We start from the raw sequence: 15,739 nt of genomic DNA, 5'->3' as shown, positions 1-15,739 counted from the left end.
GAATGATAATAAGTAATATGGTATCCAGAGGTGTACGCGTTGAACCAGATCAGATGTGACGAATCCCCATTGAAAGAACAGCTCAAACAACACATACACGAAATTTCCAATGCGCTTCACAATAGTTTGCAAATCATAGATGATGAGAATTACTGCATGTTAAGTGATTTAGAGGCGATTCAAGAACGGTTTAGAAAAGTTGAATCTATCGCCACTTCCTTTTACATGCAATGTTATTTGTCAGCATTCTCTATCCAATATTCGGACTTGTCGATTGCCGTTGATCATTTGTCGAAGCGTCGGCATGGTGCATTGATCGTCATTCAGCGAAACGATCCTGTTGAAGATCATCTACATAATGGCATCCCAGTGGGAGCGAAAGTATCTTATTCCTTACTCGAATCCATCTTCTATCCGGGGAACCCCTTGCACGATGGCGCTGTCTTCATTAGTTATGATCAAATCGTTTCTGCAGCGAATGTATTGCCTTTATCGGCAACTATACTAGAAAATAAAAATTTAGGGACGCGGCATCGGGCAGCGATTGGCATAACAGAACGAACAGATGCCTTGGCTTTGGTTGTATCCGAAGAAACCGGTCAATCATCATTTGCCTATCAGGGTAATCTGCATCCGATCATCATGTCGGATATTATTGTAAAGACTCAGTTAGTCAATTGATGCACGGAAGAAGGCTATCCTTCATGGGTTATGACCATGGCGGATGGTTTTTTTTATGTATAAATGTGTGAAATTCTGCCCATGATCTCGAATTAACCGCATTATGGAGTAAAGTTTGATCTGATATACTGACGGAGCATGATAATGAAAGGGGTTTCCGATGGGCGAGTATTATATCGGTAACCTGGTGCTTAAAAGCAATACAGCGCTCTATATGCAGCCGGGAGCAGCTTTTATTGGAACAGGGAAGACGGCTGACTATACAGAGAACTGGTTCAAAGATTCGATGGGAAGACCGGCGACCTGGTGGATCTCAACAGCATTTGATTCGGATAATATCAAAATTTATGGCCGTGGAACGCTAGACGGAAATGGTGCTGCACTATCAGCGGATAAGAGTACGAATAATAAAGGCATGATAAACAACCTGGTAGTGCCTATTGCAACTACAAATTTCAAGATGGATGGCGTTCTCGTTCGTGAATCTGCCGCATGGGCAGTGATGCCCGTACGTTCTAATGATTTGGAATTTACCAATTTAAAAATGTTTAACAGCCTTGGCATGGGTGAAAATGATGGAATCGATATCGTTGAATCGCAAAACACAGTCGTCCGAAACGCCATTGGCATTTCGCTGGATGATTCGTTTTCGACAAAGTCTTGGGAAGAAGTTACCGATATTGCGTCAGGTAAAGTCCCTTGGCCCGGCCATCCAGAACCTGTTAGAAATGTCTTATTTGAGGACGCCATTGCTTGGACCGCTTGTTATGGGTTTAAAATAGGTCAAGGTGTCATGCAGGATCAAGAAAACATCACGTTTAGAAACGGCGTTGTGTACAAGGCTGCTGTTGGGTTCGCTATCCACCACAGATATGGGGTAGGCGCTGTAAGAAATGTCACCTTTGAGGATATGGATGTCGAAGATATTAGCGGTAAAAACGAGGATAACAGCGCTTGGATGACCTTATTTACTGTGAACGGCGGAGACATTGGAGTTGGGCCAGTTGCCGGGGTTACAGTGAAAAATATAACCGTTCGTGATGCAGGTGAAAATTTTGCCAAAATCAAAGGGCAAGAAGGGGCGCTAATAACTGATCTTACATTTGAGAATGTGTACATGCCTGGAAGTGCAACTCCAGCAAAAACGTTACACGAGATGAATTTCCTTGATAGAGAATATCAGAGTGGCGTTGCCATTATTCCCGTGCAAGATCCCGAGCCAAGACCACGAACCAACTTGGCACTAAATCAACCGGCTGTCGCGTCTACTAATGATGGTTCGGTAGATACGGCACCTTGGGCTTTTGACGGGAATTTAACGACTCGCTTCGGGTCTAAGCGTGCAGTTGATCCTGGTTGGGTGTATGTTGATTTGGGAGAAAGTAAACGAGTAAATGAAGTCCAGCTCTACTGGGAGGCAGCCTACGGAATCAACTATCAGATTCAAGTTTCTAAGGATGACCAGCAGTGGACAGACGTCTACAGCACAACAAATGGCAAAGGTGCCGTCTGGAGCACAAGTAATTCCAAGGTAGCAAGCGTGAATAGCAATGGACCTGTCAGCGCAATCGGTGAAGGTACGGCTAAGATTTCAGCAGCAACCTTAAATGGGGAGATAAAGGCGACAACTACGGTTACAGTAAAAAAAATTGGAACTCCGCAATTACAATCTGTCATGGCAGGAGATAGACATGTGGTAGTGAGTTGGAACACGGTCGAAGGAGCAACGGGTTATACTTATATGCTAGTCCCATCACTGGATCGTATGGTTCTGCAATAGCGTCAGTCAGCGATGCTGTGTACAGTTATAAGGTTGATGACCTAACTAACGGAACTGTGTACTCTTTAGCGGTTAAGGCCGTTTATCCTGCAGGGGAGAGCGGTGCTTCCAATGAGATTAGCGCAACTCCGCAAATTCCATTGCCTGGCGCGCCTAAGCTTACTTCCGTTATGCCAGGAGATGGGCAGGCGCAGCTCAGCTGGCTACCAGTAGATGGCTCAACAGGACGTAGCTTTCATCCGATGGATAGAATTATGCGCGAGCAGGCGATGAACATCCTTTCCAAAGCTATGAAGATTACGGGGATCGAAATAAAGCCGATGAACGCTGATCAGGAAGCGGCACTTTTCGATCAATTCGAGGATGCGAATAAAGCATCGAAATGGGCAGTTAACGGAGTGATTAATTGCTTGAGTGCAGGAATTATATCCGGTAAGAGCGCAAGTACACTAGATCCCAAGGCATATATTTCAAGGGCAGAAGTAGCTTTTAGTACCCAAAAACTCTTACAGAGATCCGGACTGATTGAGTAGTAGATATCGGAATATAGACCTAACAGGCTGCCGAGGATTGAGTCTCGGTGGCCATTTTGGTGCCTAAATACGTAAGAAATCAAAGAAATTCGTGCTTATTTCATTTAGGTATAAAAAAATCGAGGTGTTTCGCCGAAATTAAACATAGGATAATTTATCCTGCAAAAGAGGGAAAACATGACCCCTTACAACAAAAAGAGAACCTTCGGAGGCTGGCAGAATGAAACTCACGCTGTACAAGAAACTGCTTTTTAGCTTTGTTATCGTTTTAGTGCTTCTTACCACAATTAGTCTTACGTCTCAAGTGCGGATGAAATCGATGGGTGATACCGCCAAACAAACGACAGATAAAGGACTTCCGTCTGTTATCTTGCTAGGTAATTTGAATTACGATTTGAAAAGTCTTGACGATCAAATTCTGCGTATTCAATTTAATATGGAGGATAAGACGAAGCAGAATTTAAGCGGAACCGGCATGTTAGAGGAAGAGGCTACGACGACTCCTGCTGAGAGAGCTCAAACCCTTTTTAATGATATTCAAAAGAAAATCAACCTTCTGGATGGGACTTTCGAAGATGAGAAGGATATCCAAATGCTCAAAGTATTCAAAGAGCAGTGGACGCAATACGCAACCGTGTTTCCTTCTACGCTAGAAGCTGCGCAGAAGCATGGGGCTGAAGGATTGGCGCTTATTCAGGTAGCGGACAGCAACTTGGGAAGCTGCTCCTTGCTGATTGAAATGTTCACCAAACGCATTCAGGAAAATGCGGAAGTATGGGCAGCGGAGGTGGAGCATTCCTATCAGGCTGGAATTAAGTGGAATACGATTCTCAGTATCTTTGCTATCATTCTTGGCTTAGTCATCTCGTTCCTGATCGCTCGTCACGTCTCCAAACCGATCACGACCATGAGCGCGGCTGCAAGACGGATCTCGGAAGGGGATCTTTCCGTAAGCTATACAGCTTTGAAACAACGAGATGAAATTGGAGATCTCAGCGCTTCTTTTGCACAAATGACGGTGCATATGAGAAGTATGATCGAAGCTGTGAATGGACATGCTCAAAGCGTAGCCTCCTCGGCGGAGCAGCTGCGCATCAGTTCCATTGATATGCAGGAAGTGTCCAATCATATCACTCAGACGGTGAAAGAAGTGGCAACAGGAGCGGATCAGCAAACACTCACAATGGAAGAAACCTCGCGTTCCATGGACGAAGTGGGCAGCGGTATTTATCGAATGGCCGAAAGCGCCTCGTCGATCGCGGAGTCGATTGAATGGACCAAACAGCAGGCAGAAGCGGGCGGTACATATGTACAGAACACCGTGCAGCAGATGGAATCGATTCACGAATCTGTTCATCAGACAGATCAAGTAATGTCTATGCTGGAGAAAAAATCTCAAGAGATTGGGCATATCTTGCAAGCCATTCAAGATATTTCGCAGCAAACGAATCTGCTGGCTCTTAATGCAGCGATTGAAGCAGCAAGAGCTGGCGAACAGGGACGCGGTTTTGCCGTCGTAGCTTCTGAAGTCCGCAAGCTGGCTGAACAATCCGGACAATTTTCAGGTGAAATATCCGCTTTGCTCAGTGAGATTCAAACAACCGTCCATGACTCAGGCGATGCGCTGAACCAGGTCAAAAATGAAGTTCAAACGGGCATTGAGCTCGTTCAGAAAACGGAGCAAAACTTCGGTGAAATTTTGCAGTCCACTACGCTAGTGGCGTCGCAAATTCAGGAGATGGCCGCAACATCCGAACAAATGTCGGCAGGTGCTCAAGAGATTACAGCATCTGTGCAACAGGTTGCTTCTATCGCTAAGAAAACCGCTGACTCCTCCCAAGATGTGTCAACCTCCGCTGTTAATCAGCTGGAGACTACGGGTGAAGTGAGAGTTGCCGCACAATCCTTATCGGAGATGGCTGAGGAACTGCAGCAGATCCTGGCTCGATTCCGAATCGCGTAGTACGCTTAACCTGGAAATCCCACAAACCTCACAAACCTCACAAACCCCACAAACCATTGCGGTTTGTGGGGTTTTATTCGAAAGTACGATTAGCGCTAATCTCGATCCCTCAGTAAGAAATTATTCAACCTTCGGTAAATATGACGTACAGTTGTCAGCTTTACTATGCTATGCTGAATGAGTTCATTTATTGATAATGAGACGGAGGCATAACAGAGATGGCAGACGCATTAAAAGACATGTACAATCCAGCATTTCTTCAGGGATTTGCGAAAAAAGTTCATAGCGCCTATCAACCATTCGACGATGAAGCGTTCGTTGAGAAGGTCATGCATGGTGACTGGGTAGATCTAGCGTTAAAACAACGGATGAGGAAAATTACTCTAACGCTCGGCGAGCATCTACCGCCTTCTTTTAGCGAGGCGTTGAGCATTTTATATGCCATAGAAGATACTTGTACCGGCTTCCCTTATTTGTTTTTCCCTGACTTTGTGGAAGTATATGGGCAAAGCAGCGAGCATTGGGAGATGTCCATGCAAGCATTGGAAAGATTTACGATACGGTCTTCCGCTGAGTTTGCTATTCGGCCGTTTATTCTGCGTGATCCCGAACGAATGATGCTGCAGATGTCTATCTGGGCAGATCATCCGAATGAGCATGTTCGAAGGCTCTCAAGTGAAGGATGCCGCCCGCGTCTTCCTTGGGGGCAAGCGCTGGCGATATTTAAGCGGGATCCTGCGCCAGTACTGAGCATATTGGAAAAGCTGAAGGCAGATCCATCGCTATATGTCCGTAAAAGTGTTGCTAACAATCTAAACGATATTGCGAAGGATCATCCGGCTATCGTGCTAGAGACGGCTGCGCGTTGGAAGGGGTCCAATCCAGATACGGATTGGATCGTGAGGCATGGCTGCAGGACCTTGATTCGCCAAGCGACTCCAGAGGTGCTTGCCTTGTTCGGATATGCGGTATCGCGTGATGACGATCCGATCGCGGATTATGCAGGGCTCATAACCGAGCCGAATGAGCTGATGATTGGCGAGAACTGTGAGCTTCGATACGAAGTTCATGTGCGGCAGGGAGAACCTTTGCATCTGCGCATCGAATACGGGATCGATTTTGTCAAAGCTGGGGGAAAGCATTCCCGAAAGCTGTTTTTGTTGTCCGATAAAACCGTTCCCGGAGGATCAAGGCTTTCCGCTGCTAGAACGCATCGATGGGCGGATCTGACGACACGCCGGCATTACCCCGGCGAGCATCGCATTGTTTTACTCGTGAATGGAAAGGAAGCGGCAGAGACCTCATTAAACCTGATTAAAGGGAACTAGGGAGATGATGGGTGTGAGCAATATTGAATCGGATACCAATACGCATTTCCTTAAGTTAGAGAATATCTTATGAATAATGAATGGACTGGAGATTAGTAATGAATTCTTCTTTGTTTCGAAATCGTAATTTTATATTTTTGATGATTGGTGAAGCCATCCAAGGCGGAGGCATCTGGACTAGCATCATTGCCAATTTGCAATTCATGCAAAGCCACGTCCCGTCTGATTTAGGCAAAAGCTTGATCTTAATGTGCGGGTTATTTCTTGGCGTACTTATTTCCCCGCAAGCCGGTGTATGGGCAGACCGCTATGATAAGAAAAAAATCTTGCTGATTTCAGGGATCGTCCGTTGTCTTGCTCCGCTTTGTATGTTTGCTGCTTTGTATTACCAATCTGTAGCGATCATGCTATTGTCTGTCGTTATTATGCAGTTAGCCGCGACGGTCTATATGCCTACTGTCCAAGCAGCACTGCCTTCCGTCGTTCAAGCTTCTGATCTGCTAAAAGCGAATACCGTTAATTTCAACGTGATAACGATAGCCAGGATTGGCGGTACAGCTGCAGCGGGCATTTTGGTGTCCGTCATGAATTTATATACGGTGTACGCATTGTCGCTTGTCTTTTATGTGATTCTTGTCCTGCTAATTACGCAATTGAAGATCACAAATATCACGGATGCTAGTGTCGTTAAAAAGAAGGAGAAAATTCGCTTTTCAGAGTTGTTTCCGCTCATTCGACAAGAGCCGGCTATCCTCATAGCGCTTATCAATAGCGGTATCATCACTTTGTTCTTGGGTGGCTTTAATTTGCTTGTCCTTAAATTTAGCCAAGTCCAACATAAGCCAGAGCTGATGGGATGGATCTATTCCATTGAAGGTACGAGCATTTTAATCGTAGGTTTATTTGCAAAACGTGTGATCGGCAAGCGAAATCTGGTCACCAGCTCGACACTCTTTATGTTATTATTTGCGCTTGCCTTTGCTGGAATGTCCTTTAGCGAGAACACGTTTGCCGTTCTTGGCTCCTTTGTTTTATTCGGCTGCGCTGTCGCTTTTTTCTTTCCAATGGTCTCAACACTTTTCCAAATCAAAGTGCCACAAGATGTGCAAGGCCGTTTTTTCTCATTTCGAGGCATGGTTGACCGCGTCATGTTCCAGGTTGCGCTGCTTGCAACGGGTGCATGTCTAGATTGGTTTGGGATCTCCACATTTTTATTAACATTGGCCATCCTTACAATCATAAGCGGTATCTTGACCTTGTTCTTTGCCAAACAAAGGTCCGTGGACGTCCGGCAACCAATCATTCGTGAAACGGTTGAAGGATAAGCGGATAGGTCGCTGAACCCAATATTAGTGAGTTGAACGAAACGAAGCAGTTATAGTATATTTTATTCATCATTCAAAAGGTCATTGTATCTTTCGGTGTAGGGGGTACATCTTGAAAACAGAGACATTCATTAACATACTTAGAAATGAACTTGTTGTTGCGCTTGGCTGTACGGAGCCAGTCGCGATTGCTTTGGCAGCGGCCAAGGCAAGGACTTATGTTCACGGCAAGATTAACAAAATTACGGTTCATGCTAGCGCAGGCATTATCAAAAATGCCTTAGCAGTTGGCATACCCGGCACAGGTCAGACAGGGATCGATTTTGTAGCTGCATTAGGGGCAATTGCCGGAAATTCGGAGAAACAGCTAGAAGTTCTCGCCGATATTGATCCAGCAGCTATTTCTGAGGCTCGGACAATGGTGGAGAAGGGCATTTCTGTTGTCCATCTCGCTGATACACCAAGCAAATTATATATTGAAGTTATGATTGAAGACCAGCAAAGCTACGCGAAGGTTGTTATTACAGATAACCACACGAATATAACGTTGATAGAAGTCGACGGGAAGGTCGTGGATACCGGTGGTTGTGCAAACGCGAGCTTTAAGAGTTCTAAAGAGGAGCGGAGCGCGCTAACAATCGACTCGATTGTTGACTTCGTGAATACCGTCGATCTTGGAGAGCTCAGTTTGGTTAAGCAAAGCATAGAATTGAATCGCAAGGCAGGGTTAGACGGCCTGGCACATTCGTACGGACTTGAAGTTGGGAAAACGATAAAAGAGAACGTACAACTGGGTATTTTATCCGATGATTTAATTTCCCATGCCATGGCACTCGCGGCAGCAGGATCAGATGCCCGTATGGCTGGGTCAACCATGCCTGTCATGGCGAATTCAGGAAGCGGCAATCAGGGGATTGCCGCGACTAATCCTGTCATTGCGGCGGCAGAAAGGCTTGGCGCCTCTGAGGAGCAGCTCGTTCGCGCAGTTGCTCTAAGCCATTTGGTCACGATTCATATCAAATCGAAGTTTGGGCGATTATCCGCGTTATGCGGTGTGACCGTATCAGGAACAGGCGCAAGCTGCGGGATTACCTACCTGCTTGGCGGTGGGAAACCCGAGATTAGAGCTGCGATCCAGAACATGCTTGGCAATGTGACCGGAATGATGTGCGATGGGGCTAAAGGCGGCTGCGCCATGAAGGTTGCGACTTGTACAAGCGCGGCGGTACAATCAGCGCTTCTGGCGTCAAAAGGGAAGTCCATATCCTCAACCAATGGATTCATTGAAAATGACGCGGAAAAGACCATCGATAACTTCTGTCGGATCGGGAATGAGGCGACATCCGAGATGGACAAACTGGTTCTCGAAATGATGTTAAATAAGGAGTTATAAACAGTAAGGACCTGGGGGATTATACCTCAGGTCCTTTTGTTTGCGACTTTTAATGGGACTATCTTCCGAAGTGTATAGGTACAGCTTATTAGCTGGTTCTATTAGTAGAGCGTGTATGGCGACATCTTGAGTCGGATCAACACCCCTAAATTTGTAATGCTGTATGTTGTTGCCACATGCAGCGCGTAAAAGGAAGAGGAGGTTATCTTGAAACATGAAGAATAAACTACAGGCTCTAATTTGCGTTTGTTCCCTTGGTATCATGGGGATAGCTGCTCCGGTCAGCGCACAATCTTTAACCCAGGGCACGCAAAGTGACCAAGTACTGGATTTGCAAGAAAGATTAAGCGCACTTGGGTACTTCAACGCAGGAATTACTGGGTACTATGGTGGCCAAACGAAGAATGCAGTTAAGAAATTTCAAGCAAGCTACGGCTTGACAGTTGATGGTGAAGCCGATTCACTGACAATGTCGAAGCTAAAAAAGAGCATTTCCCCCAAACAATCGGTGCTTGACGAGCTGGCACGCATCATTCATTCGGAGGCTCGCGGTGAATCCTTTGTAGGACAAGTTGCCGTAGGAGCTGTCGTTCTGAATCGCGTTCAATCCGAACAATTTCCAGACTCCATAACGGAGGTTATTCATCAACCTGGTCAATTTTCATCCGTTGATGATGGCCAGTATACTCTCAAGCCTAATGAAACAGCTTACCGCGCGGCAGTAGCCGCTTTGAATGGTGTGGATCCAACGACAGGTGCCCTTTATTTTTACAATCCAGTTATTGCCAAGGCATCTTGGAGTAAAAAAAGAATAACGAAAATAACGATAGGTAATCACGCATTTACCATGTAGACCCAGAAAGGCTGCCTTGTGCGGCCTTTTTCCATAGGATTGAAGCGCTTACTTTAATCGTGTTATACTCTGAAAGTAGATTAATAACATTTTGCTTGCAACTTATTAAAAATAAGTTATAATATGAATTGTAACAAATTAAATTACAGAATGTGAGAGTGTATAACCATGGCAACTGTACTTTACATTACGGCAAACCCAAATGATCACCAAGCTTCTTATAGTATGGCGGTGGGTAAAGAATTTATCGAAACATATCGTGAAGCAAATCCTGGTGACGAAGTTATCCATCTAGATTTGTTCAAAACAAACATTCCACAAATCGATGGCGATGTATTGAGCGGTTGGGGAAAACTTGGCTCAGGAACTGAATTCAGTGCACTAACTGCAGATGAGCAAGCAAAAATTGCGCGTCTTGGCGAAATTGTGGATCAATACATATCCGCAGACAAATATGTGTACGTTTCACCAATGTGGAACTTCTCATTCCCTCCAGTTATGAAAGCTTACATCGATGCGATTTGCGCAGCTGGAAAAACGTTCAAATATACAGCTGAAGGTCCTGTTGGCTTGCTTAATAACAAAAAAGCAGTTCACATTCAAGCATCTGGCGGCGTATATTCGGAAGGTCCAGCAATGGGCTTCGAGACTGGTCACAGCTACTTGAAAAAAATCATGATGTTCACTGGTGTACCTAGCTTCGAAGGCATCTTCGTTGAAGGAATGGCTGCTGCACCTGATAAAGCTGCAGAAATTAAAGCAAATGCTATTGTTAAAGCGCAAGAAGTTGCAAAGCAATTCTAAGAATCATACTTTATATTCAAACAGCGCATCTTTTCAGATGCGCTGTTTTTTATTTGGGTAAACTCATATCTTAAAGCTGCAGAAATTCATCGCGGAACTGTTGATAATCGGATACGCGACATTCCAGCTTAAGGCGGGTTCCGTCCGGCTCATAGATGGTTGATTGAATATGGGCATGTTCATTGAAATAGGCTACTAATCGACCTTGCTCATAAGGAATTAATATTTCACATGCCATGTAATTCTGGAAAATGCGTTCGCGAATCAGCTGAGTAAGCTCTTCAATTCCGTTATTCTGCCTGGCAGAGAGGTAGACGTGATCATCTTCTAGTCGAGGGTAGACATACTCTGTCAAATCTGACTTGTTAAAAGCAAAAATCATCGGAATATGGTCTGCACCTAGTTCTTTCAGGGTGTCATTGGTTACCTGAATGTGCTTCTCATATTCTGGATTAGAGACGTCTACAACTTGAATCAACAGATCAGCTTCCGAGACTTCTTCCAACGTAGAACGGAATGCTTTAACTAAATGGTGGGGAAGCTGGCTTACAAAACCTACCGTGTCTGTTAACAGAAACGTTTTACGGTCGGGCAAGGTGATGCTTCGAACAGACGTCTCCAGTGTGGCGAACAACATGTCTTTGGTAAATACCTGCTTAAGTACTCGCGGATTATATTGTTCGATCATGGCATTCATCAAACTTGATTTCCCCGCGTTCGTATAGCCAACTAGACAAATAACCGGCACCTCGTTTTTGCGCCGCTGCTTTCGTTGCGTTTGACGGCGGCTGACGAGCTTCTCTAACTCGGATTTCAAAGCTGCGATGCGATCTTCGATTTTACGGCGGTCGAGTTCGAGCTTTGTTTCACCTGAACCCCTATTTTTCAAGCCTGATCCGCCACCCTGACGTCCTAGGGACTCACGCAGCCCAACAAGTCTTGGGAGCATATAGTGGAGTTCAGCGACCTCAACTTGCAGCTGGGCTTCCCTCGTTTGAGCGCGTTCCCCAAAAATATCTAGAATCAAGATCGTCCTGTCAATAACTTTGCAGTCAAGAGAAGATTCCAGGTTTCGAATCTGTGAGGGGGTCAGCTCATCGTTACAGATGACCACTGAAGCGTCTTTCTCTATGATTAAAGCAGATAACTCTTGAATTTTCCCTGTTCCGATGTAGTGCGAAGGATTCACACGAGTAACTTTCTGGGAAAGCTCGCCAACCACCTCAATGTGACAGGCTTCAGCCAGGTTGTTCAATTCTTGCATCGAATAAGCAAAATCAGATCGGTTCAAGGGATTGACACCGACAATAATCGCTTTCTCTTTTTGTAGTTCCATAGGTCATCATCCTTTCAAATTTGGGAGTAAAAAGAAACAACACAAGCAGAGAGCTTGTGTTGTCAGTGAGTGAGAGGACGTTGACTATCGAGTGAACACAAGAAAGCAAACAACAGTTGGCACAAAAGGGTATTTCACCTTCCTACAACTGAGTTTCTTGATCACCGATAGGTGCAACAATTCAGGGTTATTAATGGACAAACTTATCCTGAGTCCTCTGTACACAGACAGAATCTTGAGCGCTATTCAATTAGCCGCGCAAAGATCTAACTCGGATAAAATCTATCACACGTAACCCCTCCGTTCGTTTTAATTAGTTTCAGATTATCACAAGGACAACCTTCTTGGCATCATGAAGAAATTATTATACTTATTTTTTACTAATTGCTGCCTGTGAACTTTAGCTGTTCAAGTCTCCATCTTAGTGATGTTAGAGGTATTATGATATACTGTATACGAGATAAACAATTTCGGGATTAAAAACAATAACGGAGGCTCAAGCAGCATGGAGACTGGCGATGAGATTGATGAAATAGCCATACAAACATTGCCCTCAGGGATAACCTTGAGCTGGGGAATTGTCAAACAGCCACGCAGGGGACCAAAAGGCGAGCTGAGCGTCAAGAAAATCGTAGATGCTGCAATCGTTATTGCCGATCAGGATGGGCTTGCGGCAGTTTCGATGAGCAGAGTGGCTCAATCATTAGGTTTTACTACGATGTCGTTATACCGCTACATCTCAAGCAAGGAAGACCTGCTGGTATTAATGCAGGACGCGGTTTGTGACATCCCGATTCCGCCGGAAGTCGCGGGTAAACCATGGCGACAGGAGATGAGTGAATACGTTTGGGCTTGCGTGGATGTCTTCCGGAAACATCCCTGGTATGGGGAAATCCCCATTACTAGCGTACCGCTTACGCCTGGAAATTTACAAGTGATCGATTGGATGCTAAGAATTATGCGGGATTTCCCGCTTAACGATTTTGAGAAAATGTCATTCCTACTGCTTGTAAGTAGTTATAGCAGGGCATGCGGTTTAATTGCACGAGATATGGACCGAGCCATCCGTGAAGGTGCAAGTCCGGAAACATTTAGCGGCCATAGCTTCAGTACGGCTCTTAAACAATTAGTCAAGCCTGATCGGTTTCCGAATTTGTATCCGATCTTGATGTCAGGAGCTTACACAGATGAAGGGGAGAACCCGATTGGCGATGATCTCGATTTCGGGCTTCAACGTATTATGGACGGGATCGAACTCTATGTGAATCAGAAAATAGCAGGGCAAAAATAAAAACAGCGTTTCGGTGAAGCCGAGACGCTGTTTTTATTTTTAACGTTTATGGCCTTTTCTGCGGAAAGCAAGACCGCACCAAGTGATCGCAACCACTAGGAGGACTGCGCACCAACCAATCGCCCACCAAGCGTTAGCCATGATTGGCGTTCCGGTTAACAGTCCGCGAATGGTTTCAATGACAGGCGTTATCGGTTGATGGTTTGCAAACCCTTGGAGCCATGACGGCATCGTGTGCGTTGGTACGAAGGCGCTAGACAGATAAGGGAGGAATAGCAACGCGAAACCGTAACCACTCGCAGCAGATGGGCTGCCAGTGACGAGACCGATCGCGGCGAACAACCAAGTGAAAGTCAGAATGAATAAAATGATGACTCCAATGGCGCCAATCCACTGTATCAGGCCAGCATTGGGGTGGAAACCGACAAGCAGGGCAACACCAATGACGATACAGGTTGCAAGCAAATTACGAGCGAGACTAGCTGCGACATGCCCAGTGATTACACTCATACTGCGGATAGGCATGGTCCTGAACCTATCGATAATGCCGCTGGACATGTCTGTTGCAACGTCAACAGCCGTGCTGGATGAGCCGAAACCAGCGCATAAGAGTATGATGCCTGGCACGACATAATTGACATAGTCGCCGCCCGGATCAATTGCTCCGCCGAATACATATGTAAACAACAGCATTAGCATAATGGGCAGCATAATTGCCATAAGAAGCGATTCGATATTGCGCAAGCTATGACGTACACTGCGGCCAATAAATACGATATTGGTTGCTGTGAACGAAGCGGGTTTTGAAGTTAGTTGAAGATCGTTCATCGGTAGGAAACCTCCTTAGTTTCGACAGATGTTAAGGCAAGAAAGACGTCGTCCATGCTAGGCTTTCGAATGAAGATCCGTGTTTCTGGCGGACACAAGTGAGAGATCTCATTCAATGTACGGCGAACATCCTGAACACTGCCACTCGTCGGTATGGATTGAATGATTTCGTCCAAATGATTCCTCAGTTCGATAACTTCGCCTCCGACACGCGCCTTTAATTCATCGGCCGTACCGGTTGCGACAATTCGCCCGCTGTTGAGTACCGCGATTTCGTCAGCAAGTTGATCGGCTTCTTCCAAATACTGTGTCGTCAAAAAGATGGTCATTCCTTGCTGCTTGAGCAGCAAAATAATTTCCCAAAGAGCACGGCGGCTGACGGTATCGAGGCCAGTCGTTGGTTCGTCTAAAAAGAGAACCGGGCGGCTAACGACCAGGCTCACAGCTAGATCTAGCCTCCGACGCATACCGCCTGAATAGGTTTTCACGCGTTTATCTGCGGCATCTTCTAGCCCGAAGCGCTGCAGCAGCTCTGCCGTCCGTAAGCGAGAGTCCTTCGGTGATAAGCCGGAAAGCCGGCACATCATGATGATATTTTCATGACCAGTTAGCACCTCATCGACTGCTGCGAATTGGCCGGTGAGACTGATCGACTGCCGGACTGCGTATGAGTCGAGAACAACATCGTATCCTTCGACTCGAGCAGACCCCTCGTCTGGCTCTGACAGCGTCGAAAGGATGTTAATCAATGTCGTTTTGCCGGCGCCATTGGGACCTAGCAGCGCGAAAATCGTGGCCTTTTCCACCTCTAAATGGATGCCGTCCAGGACCGTTTGTCTGCCGAAGCTTTTGCGCAACCCGTTTACTTCAATGGATTTGGTATTCATCGTTTATCTGATCTCCTTGTCTAAATAAATTGTGGATCACATAAACAGTATATTACATACTCAGTTATTTCATGATCATGCTCAAGGCTGATCTTGAAGATCAGTCGTAAGGAGTATAAGGACACTTTTTTTCTAAACGTGTTGTTTTGACAAGCTGTAGTGACTCGTGTTACGTTACTTTTCAAGTCGTACATTTTATGGAAGCGAGTGATAGTATCCCATGTTTGAACAAAAGACGAAGGAAAATGACACGAGTGTTCTTGCGTTTATTGAAGATGTCGATAATCCCAAGAAACGTGAAGATGCTTACAAGCTTCTGGATATTTTTACGGAAACATCCGGCTATCCAGCGAAGATGTGGGGACCTAGCATTATAGGATTTGGATCCTATCATTACAAATACGCCAGCGGTCACGAAGGTGGCGCGCCTTTTACAGGCTTTTCGCCAAGGAAAGGCAAGATTAGTTTGTATTTCGCACCAGGTGACTCGCAGCGGGAGTCGCTTTTGCAGGACTTAGGTAAGCATACCACTGGGAAAGCCTGCGTCTATATTAATAAAGTAGATGACATTAATGTTAATGCCTTAAAGGCGCTAATTAACCAGTCGATACAATTTCTAAAAGAGACATATCCAGACTAAAATAATAAGGGATGGAGCGCGGTTTAGCGATGCTCCATCCCTTATTTAGGGCGAACAGACCATAGTCTCTATAAAAATCCTGCAAAATAGATTGCAA

The 15,739-nt window shown here is 45.5% G+C and carries 14 protein-coding genes; 11 read left to right on the top strand and 3 right to left on the bottom strand.

The features are described from left to right. The first annotated feature begins 39 nt into the window (after positions 1-39). The 9 genes from cdaS to AC58UW_RS27795 all read left to right on the top strand — a co-directional run bounded on the left by cdaS (position 40) and on the right by AC58UW_RS27795 (position 10,660). Entirely contained in the window at positions 40-681 is a 642-nt protein-coding gene (cdaS, locus tag AC58UW_RS27835) for a sporulation-specific diadenylate cyclase CdaS (protein ID WP_497423813.1), read from the top strand. A 160-nt stretch (positions 682-841) separates the two neighbouring features. After that, positions 842-2,461: a galactose-binding domain-containing protein gene (locus AC58UW_RS27830; RefSeq protein WP_497423812.1), complete on the top strand. Its 1,620-nt coding sequence runs from the start codon at positions 842-844 to the stop codon at positions 2,459-2,461. A gap of 17 nt (positions 2,462-2,478) precedes the next feature. Then, on the top strand, positions 2,479-2,994 hold the full coding sequence (locus tag AC58UW_RS27825; protein ID WP_497423811.1) for an S-layer homology domain-containing protein: 516 nt from the start codon (positions 2,479-2,481) through the stop codon (positions 2,992-2,994). A gap of 220 nt (positions 2,995-3,214) precedes the next feature. Further along, a complete protein-coding gene (locus tag AC58UW_RS27820) occupies positions 3,215-4,957 on the top strand; it encodes a methyl-accepting chemotaxis protein (RefSeq protein ID WP_497423810.1) in 1,743 nt (580 codons plus the stop codon). Positions 4,958-5,175: 218 nt separating this feature from the next. Beyond that, positions 5,176-6,285, top strand: a complete 1,110-nt coding sequence (locus AC58UW_RS27815; RefSeq protein WP_497423809.1) for a DNA alkylation repair protein — start codon at positions 5,176-5,178, stop codon at positions 6,283-6,285. A gap of 98 nt (positions 6,286-6,383) precedes the next feature. Beyond that, positions 6,384-7,610: an MFS transporter gene (locus tag AC58UW_RS27810; protein WP_497423808.1), complete on the top strand. Its 1,227-nt coding sequence runs from the start codon at positions 6,384-6,386 to the stop codon at positions 7,608-7,610. A gap of 112 nt (positions 7,611-7,722) precedes the next feature. After that, positions 7,723-9,003, top strand: a complete 1,281-nt coding sequence (locus AC58UW_RS27805) for an L-cysteine desulfidase family protein (protein WP_497423807.1) — start codon at positions 7,723-7,725, stop codon at positions 9,001-9,003. A 214-nt stretch (positions 9,004-9,217) separates the two neighbouring features. Next, a complete protein-coding gene (locus tag AC58UW_RS27800; RefSeq protein ID WP_497423806.1) occupies positions 9,218-9,856 on the top strand; it encodes a cell wall hydrolase in 639 nt (212 codons plus the stop codon). A gap of 168 nt (positions 9,857-10,024) precedes the next feature. Beyond that, positions 10,025-10,660: an FMN-dependent NADH-azoreductase gene (locus AC58UW_RS27795; protein WP_497423805.1), complete on the top strand. Its 636-nt coding sequence runs from the start codon at positions 10,025-10,027 to the stop codon at positions 10,658-10,660. Between the two features lie 70 nt (positions 10,661-10,730). On the opposite strand, the gene hflX is transcribed toward AC58UW_RS27795, so the two are convergent. Continuing rightward, a complete protein-coding gene (gene hflX, locus AC58UW_RS27790; protein ID WP_497423804.1) occupies positions 10,731-11,996 on the bottom strand; it encodes a GTPase HflX in 1,266 nt (421 codons plus the stop codon). A gap of 505 nt (positions 11,997-12,501) precedes the next feature. Between hflX and AC58UW_RS27785 the strand changes: the two genes are divergently transcribed. Continuing rightward, complete coding sequence (locus AC58UW_RS27785; protein WP_497423803.1) at positions 12,502-13,287, top strand: TetR/AcrR family transcriptional regulator; 786 nt, start codon at positions 12,502-12,504, stop codon at positions 13,285-13,287. 39 nt (positions 13,288-13,326) lie between these two features. Here AC58UW_RS27785 and AC58UW_RS27780 read toward each other — a convergent pair whose 3' ends face one another. Both AC58UW_RS27780 and AC58UW_RS27775 read right to left on the bottom strand, forming a co-directional pair. Then, on the bottom strand, positions 13,327-14,115 hold the full coding sequence (locus AC58UW_RS27780) for an ABC transporter permease (RefSeq protein ID WP_497423802.1): 789 nt from the start codon (positions 14,113-14,115) through the stop codon (positions 13,327-13,329). Beyond that, on the bottom strand, positions 14,112-15,002 hold the full coding sequence (locus tag AC58UW_RS27775) for an ATP-binding cassette domain-containing protein (protein WP_497423801.1): 891 nt from the start codon (positions 15,000-15,002) through the stop codon (positions 14,112-14,114). Before AC58UW_RS27775 ends, AC58UW_RS27780 begins: the two co-directional genes overlap by 4 nt. 220 nt (positions 15,003-15,222) lie before the next feature. Between AC58UW_RS27775 and AC58UW_RS27770 the strand changes: the two genes are divergently transcribed. Further along, a complete protein-coding gene (locus tag AC58UW_RS27770) occupies positions 15,223-15,642 on the top strand; it encodes a DUF1801 domain-containing protein (protein ID WP_497423800.1) in 420 nt (139 codons plus the stop codon). Positions 15,643-15,739: the final 97 nt, after the last annotated feature.

Source organism: Paenibacillus sp. J22R160 (assembly GCF_059692135.1).
This window is presented reverse-complemented; position numbering and strand designations above follow the sequence as displayed.

What these genes read in the sequence shown, in the direction of transcription:
- AC58UW_RS27830 (WP_497423812.1), top strand. Translation starts at nt 842, where the DNA reads ATGGGCGAGTATTATATCGGTAACCTGGTGCTTAAAAGCAATACAGCG.
- AC58UW_RS27820 (WP_497423810.1), top strand. Translation starts at nt 3,215, where the DNA reads ATGAAACTCACGCTGTACAAGAAACTGCTTTTTAGCTTTGTTATCGTT.
- AC58UW_RS27815 (WP_497423809.1), top strand. Translation starts at nt 5,176, where the DNA reads ATGGCAGACGCATTAAAAGACATGTACAATCCAGCATTTCTTCAGGGA.
- AC58UW_RS27810 (WP_497423808.1), top strand. Translation starts at nt 6,384, where the DNA reads ATGAATTCTTCTTTGTTTCGAAATCGTAATTTTATATTTTTGATGATT.
- AC58UW_RS27800 (WP_497423806.1), top strand. Translation starts at nt 9,218, where the DNA reads ATGAAGAATAAACTACAGGCTCTAATTTGCGTTTGTTCCCTTGGTATC.
- AC58UW_RS27795 (WP_497423805.1), top strand. Translation starts at nt 10,025, where the DNA reads ATGGCAACTGTACTTTACATTACGGCAAACCCAAATGATCACCAAGCT.
- hflX (WP_497423804.1), bottom strand. Translation starts at nt 11,996, where the DNA reads ATGGAACTACAAAAAGAGAAAGCGATTATTGTCGGTGTCAATCCCTTG.
- AC58UW_RS27785 (WP_497423803.1), top strand. Translation starts at nt 12,502, where the DNA reads ATGGAGACTGGCGATGAGATTGATGAAATAGCCATACAAACATTGCCC.
- AC58UW_RS27780 (WP_497423802.1), bottom strand. Translation starts at nt 14,115, where the DNA reads ATGAACGATCTTCAACTAACTTCAAAACCCGCTTCGTTCACAGCAACC.
- AC58UW_RS27775 (WP_497423801.1), bottom strand. Translation starts at nt 15,002, where the DNA reads ATGAATACCAAATCCATTGAAGTAAACGGGTTGCGCAAAAGCTTCGGC.
- AC58UW_RS27770 (WP_497423800.1), top strand. Translation starts at nt 15,223, where the DNA reads ATGTTTGAACAAAAGACGAAGGAAAATGACACGAGTGTTCTTGCGTTT.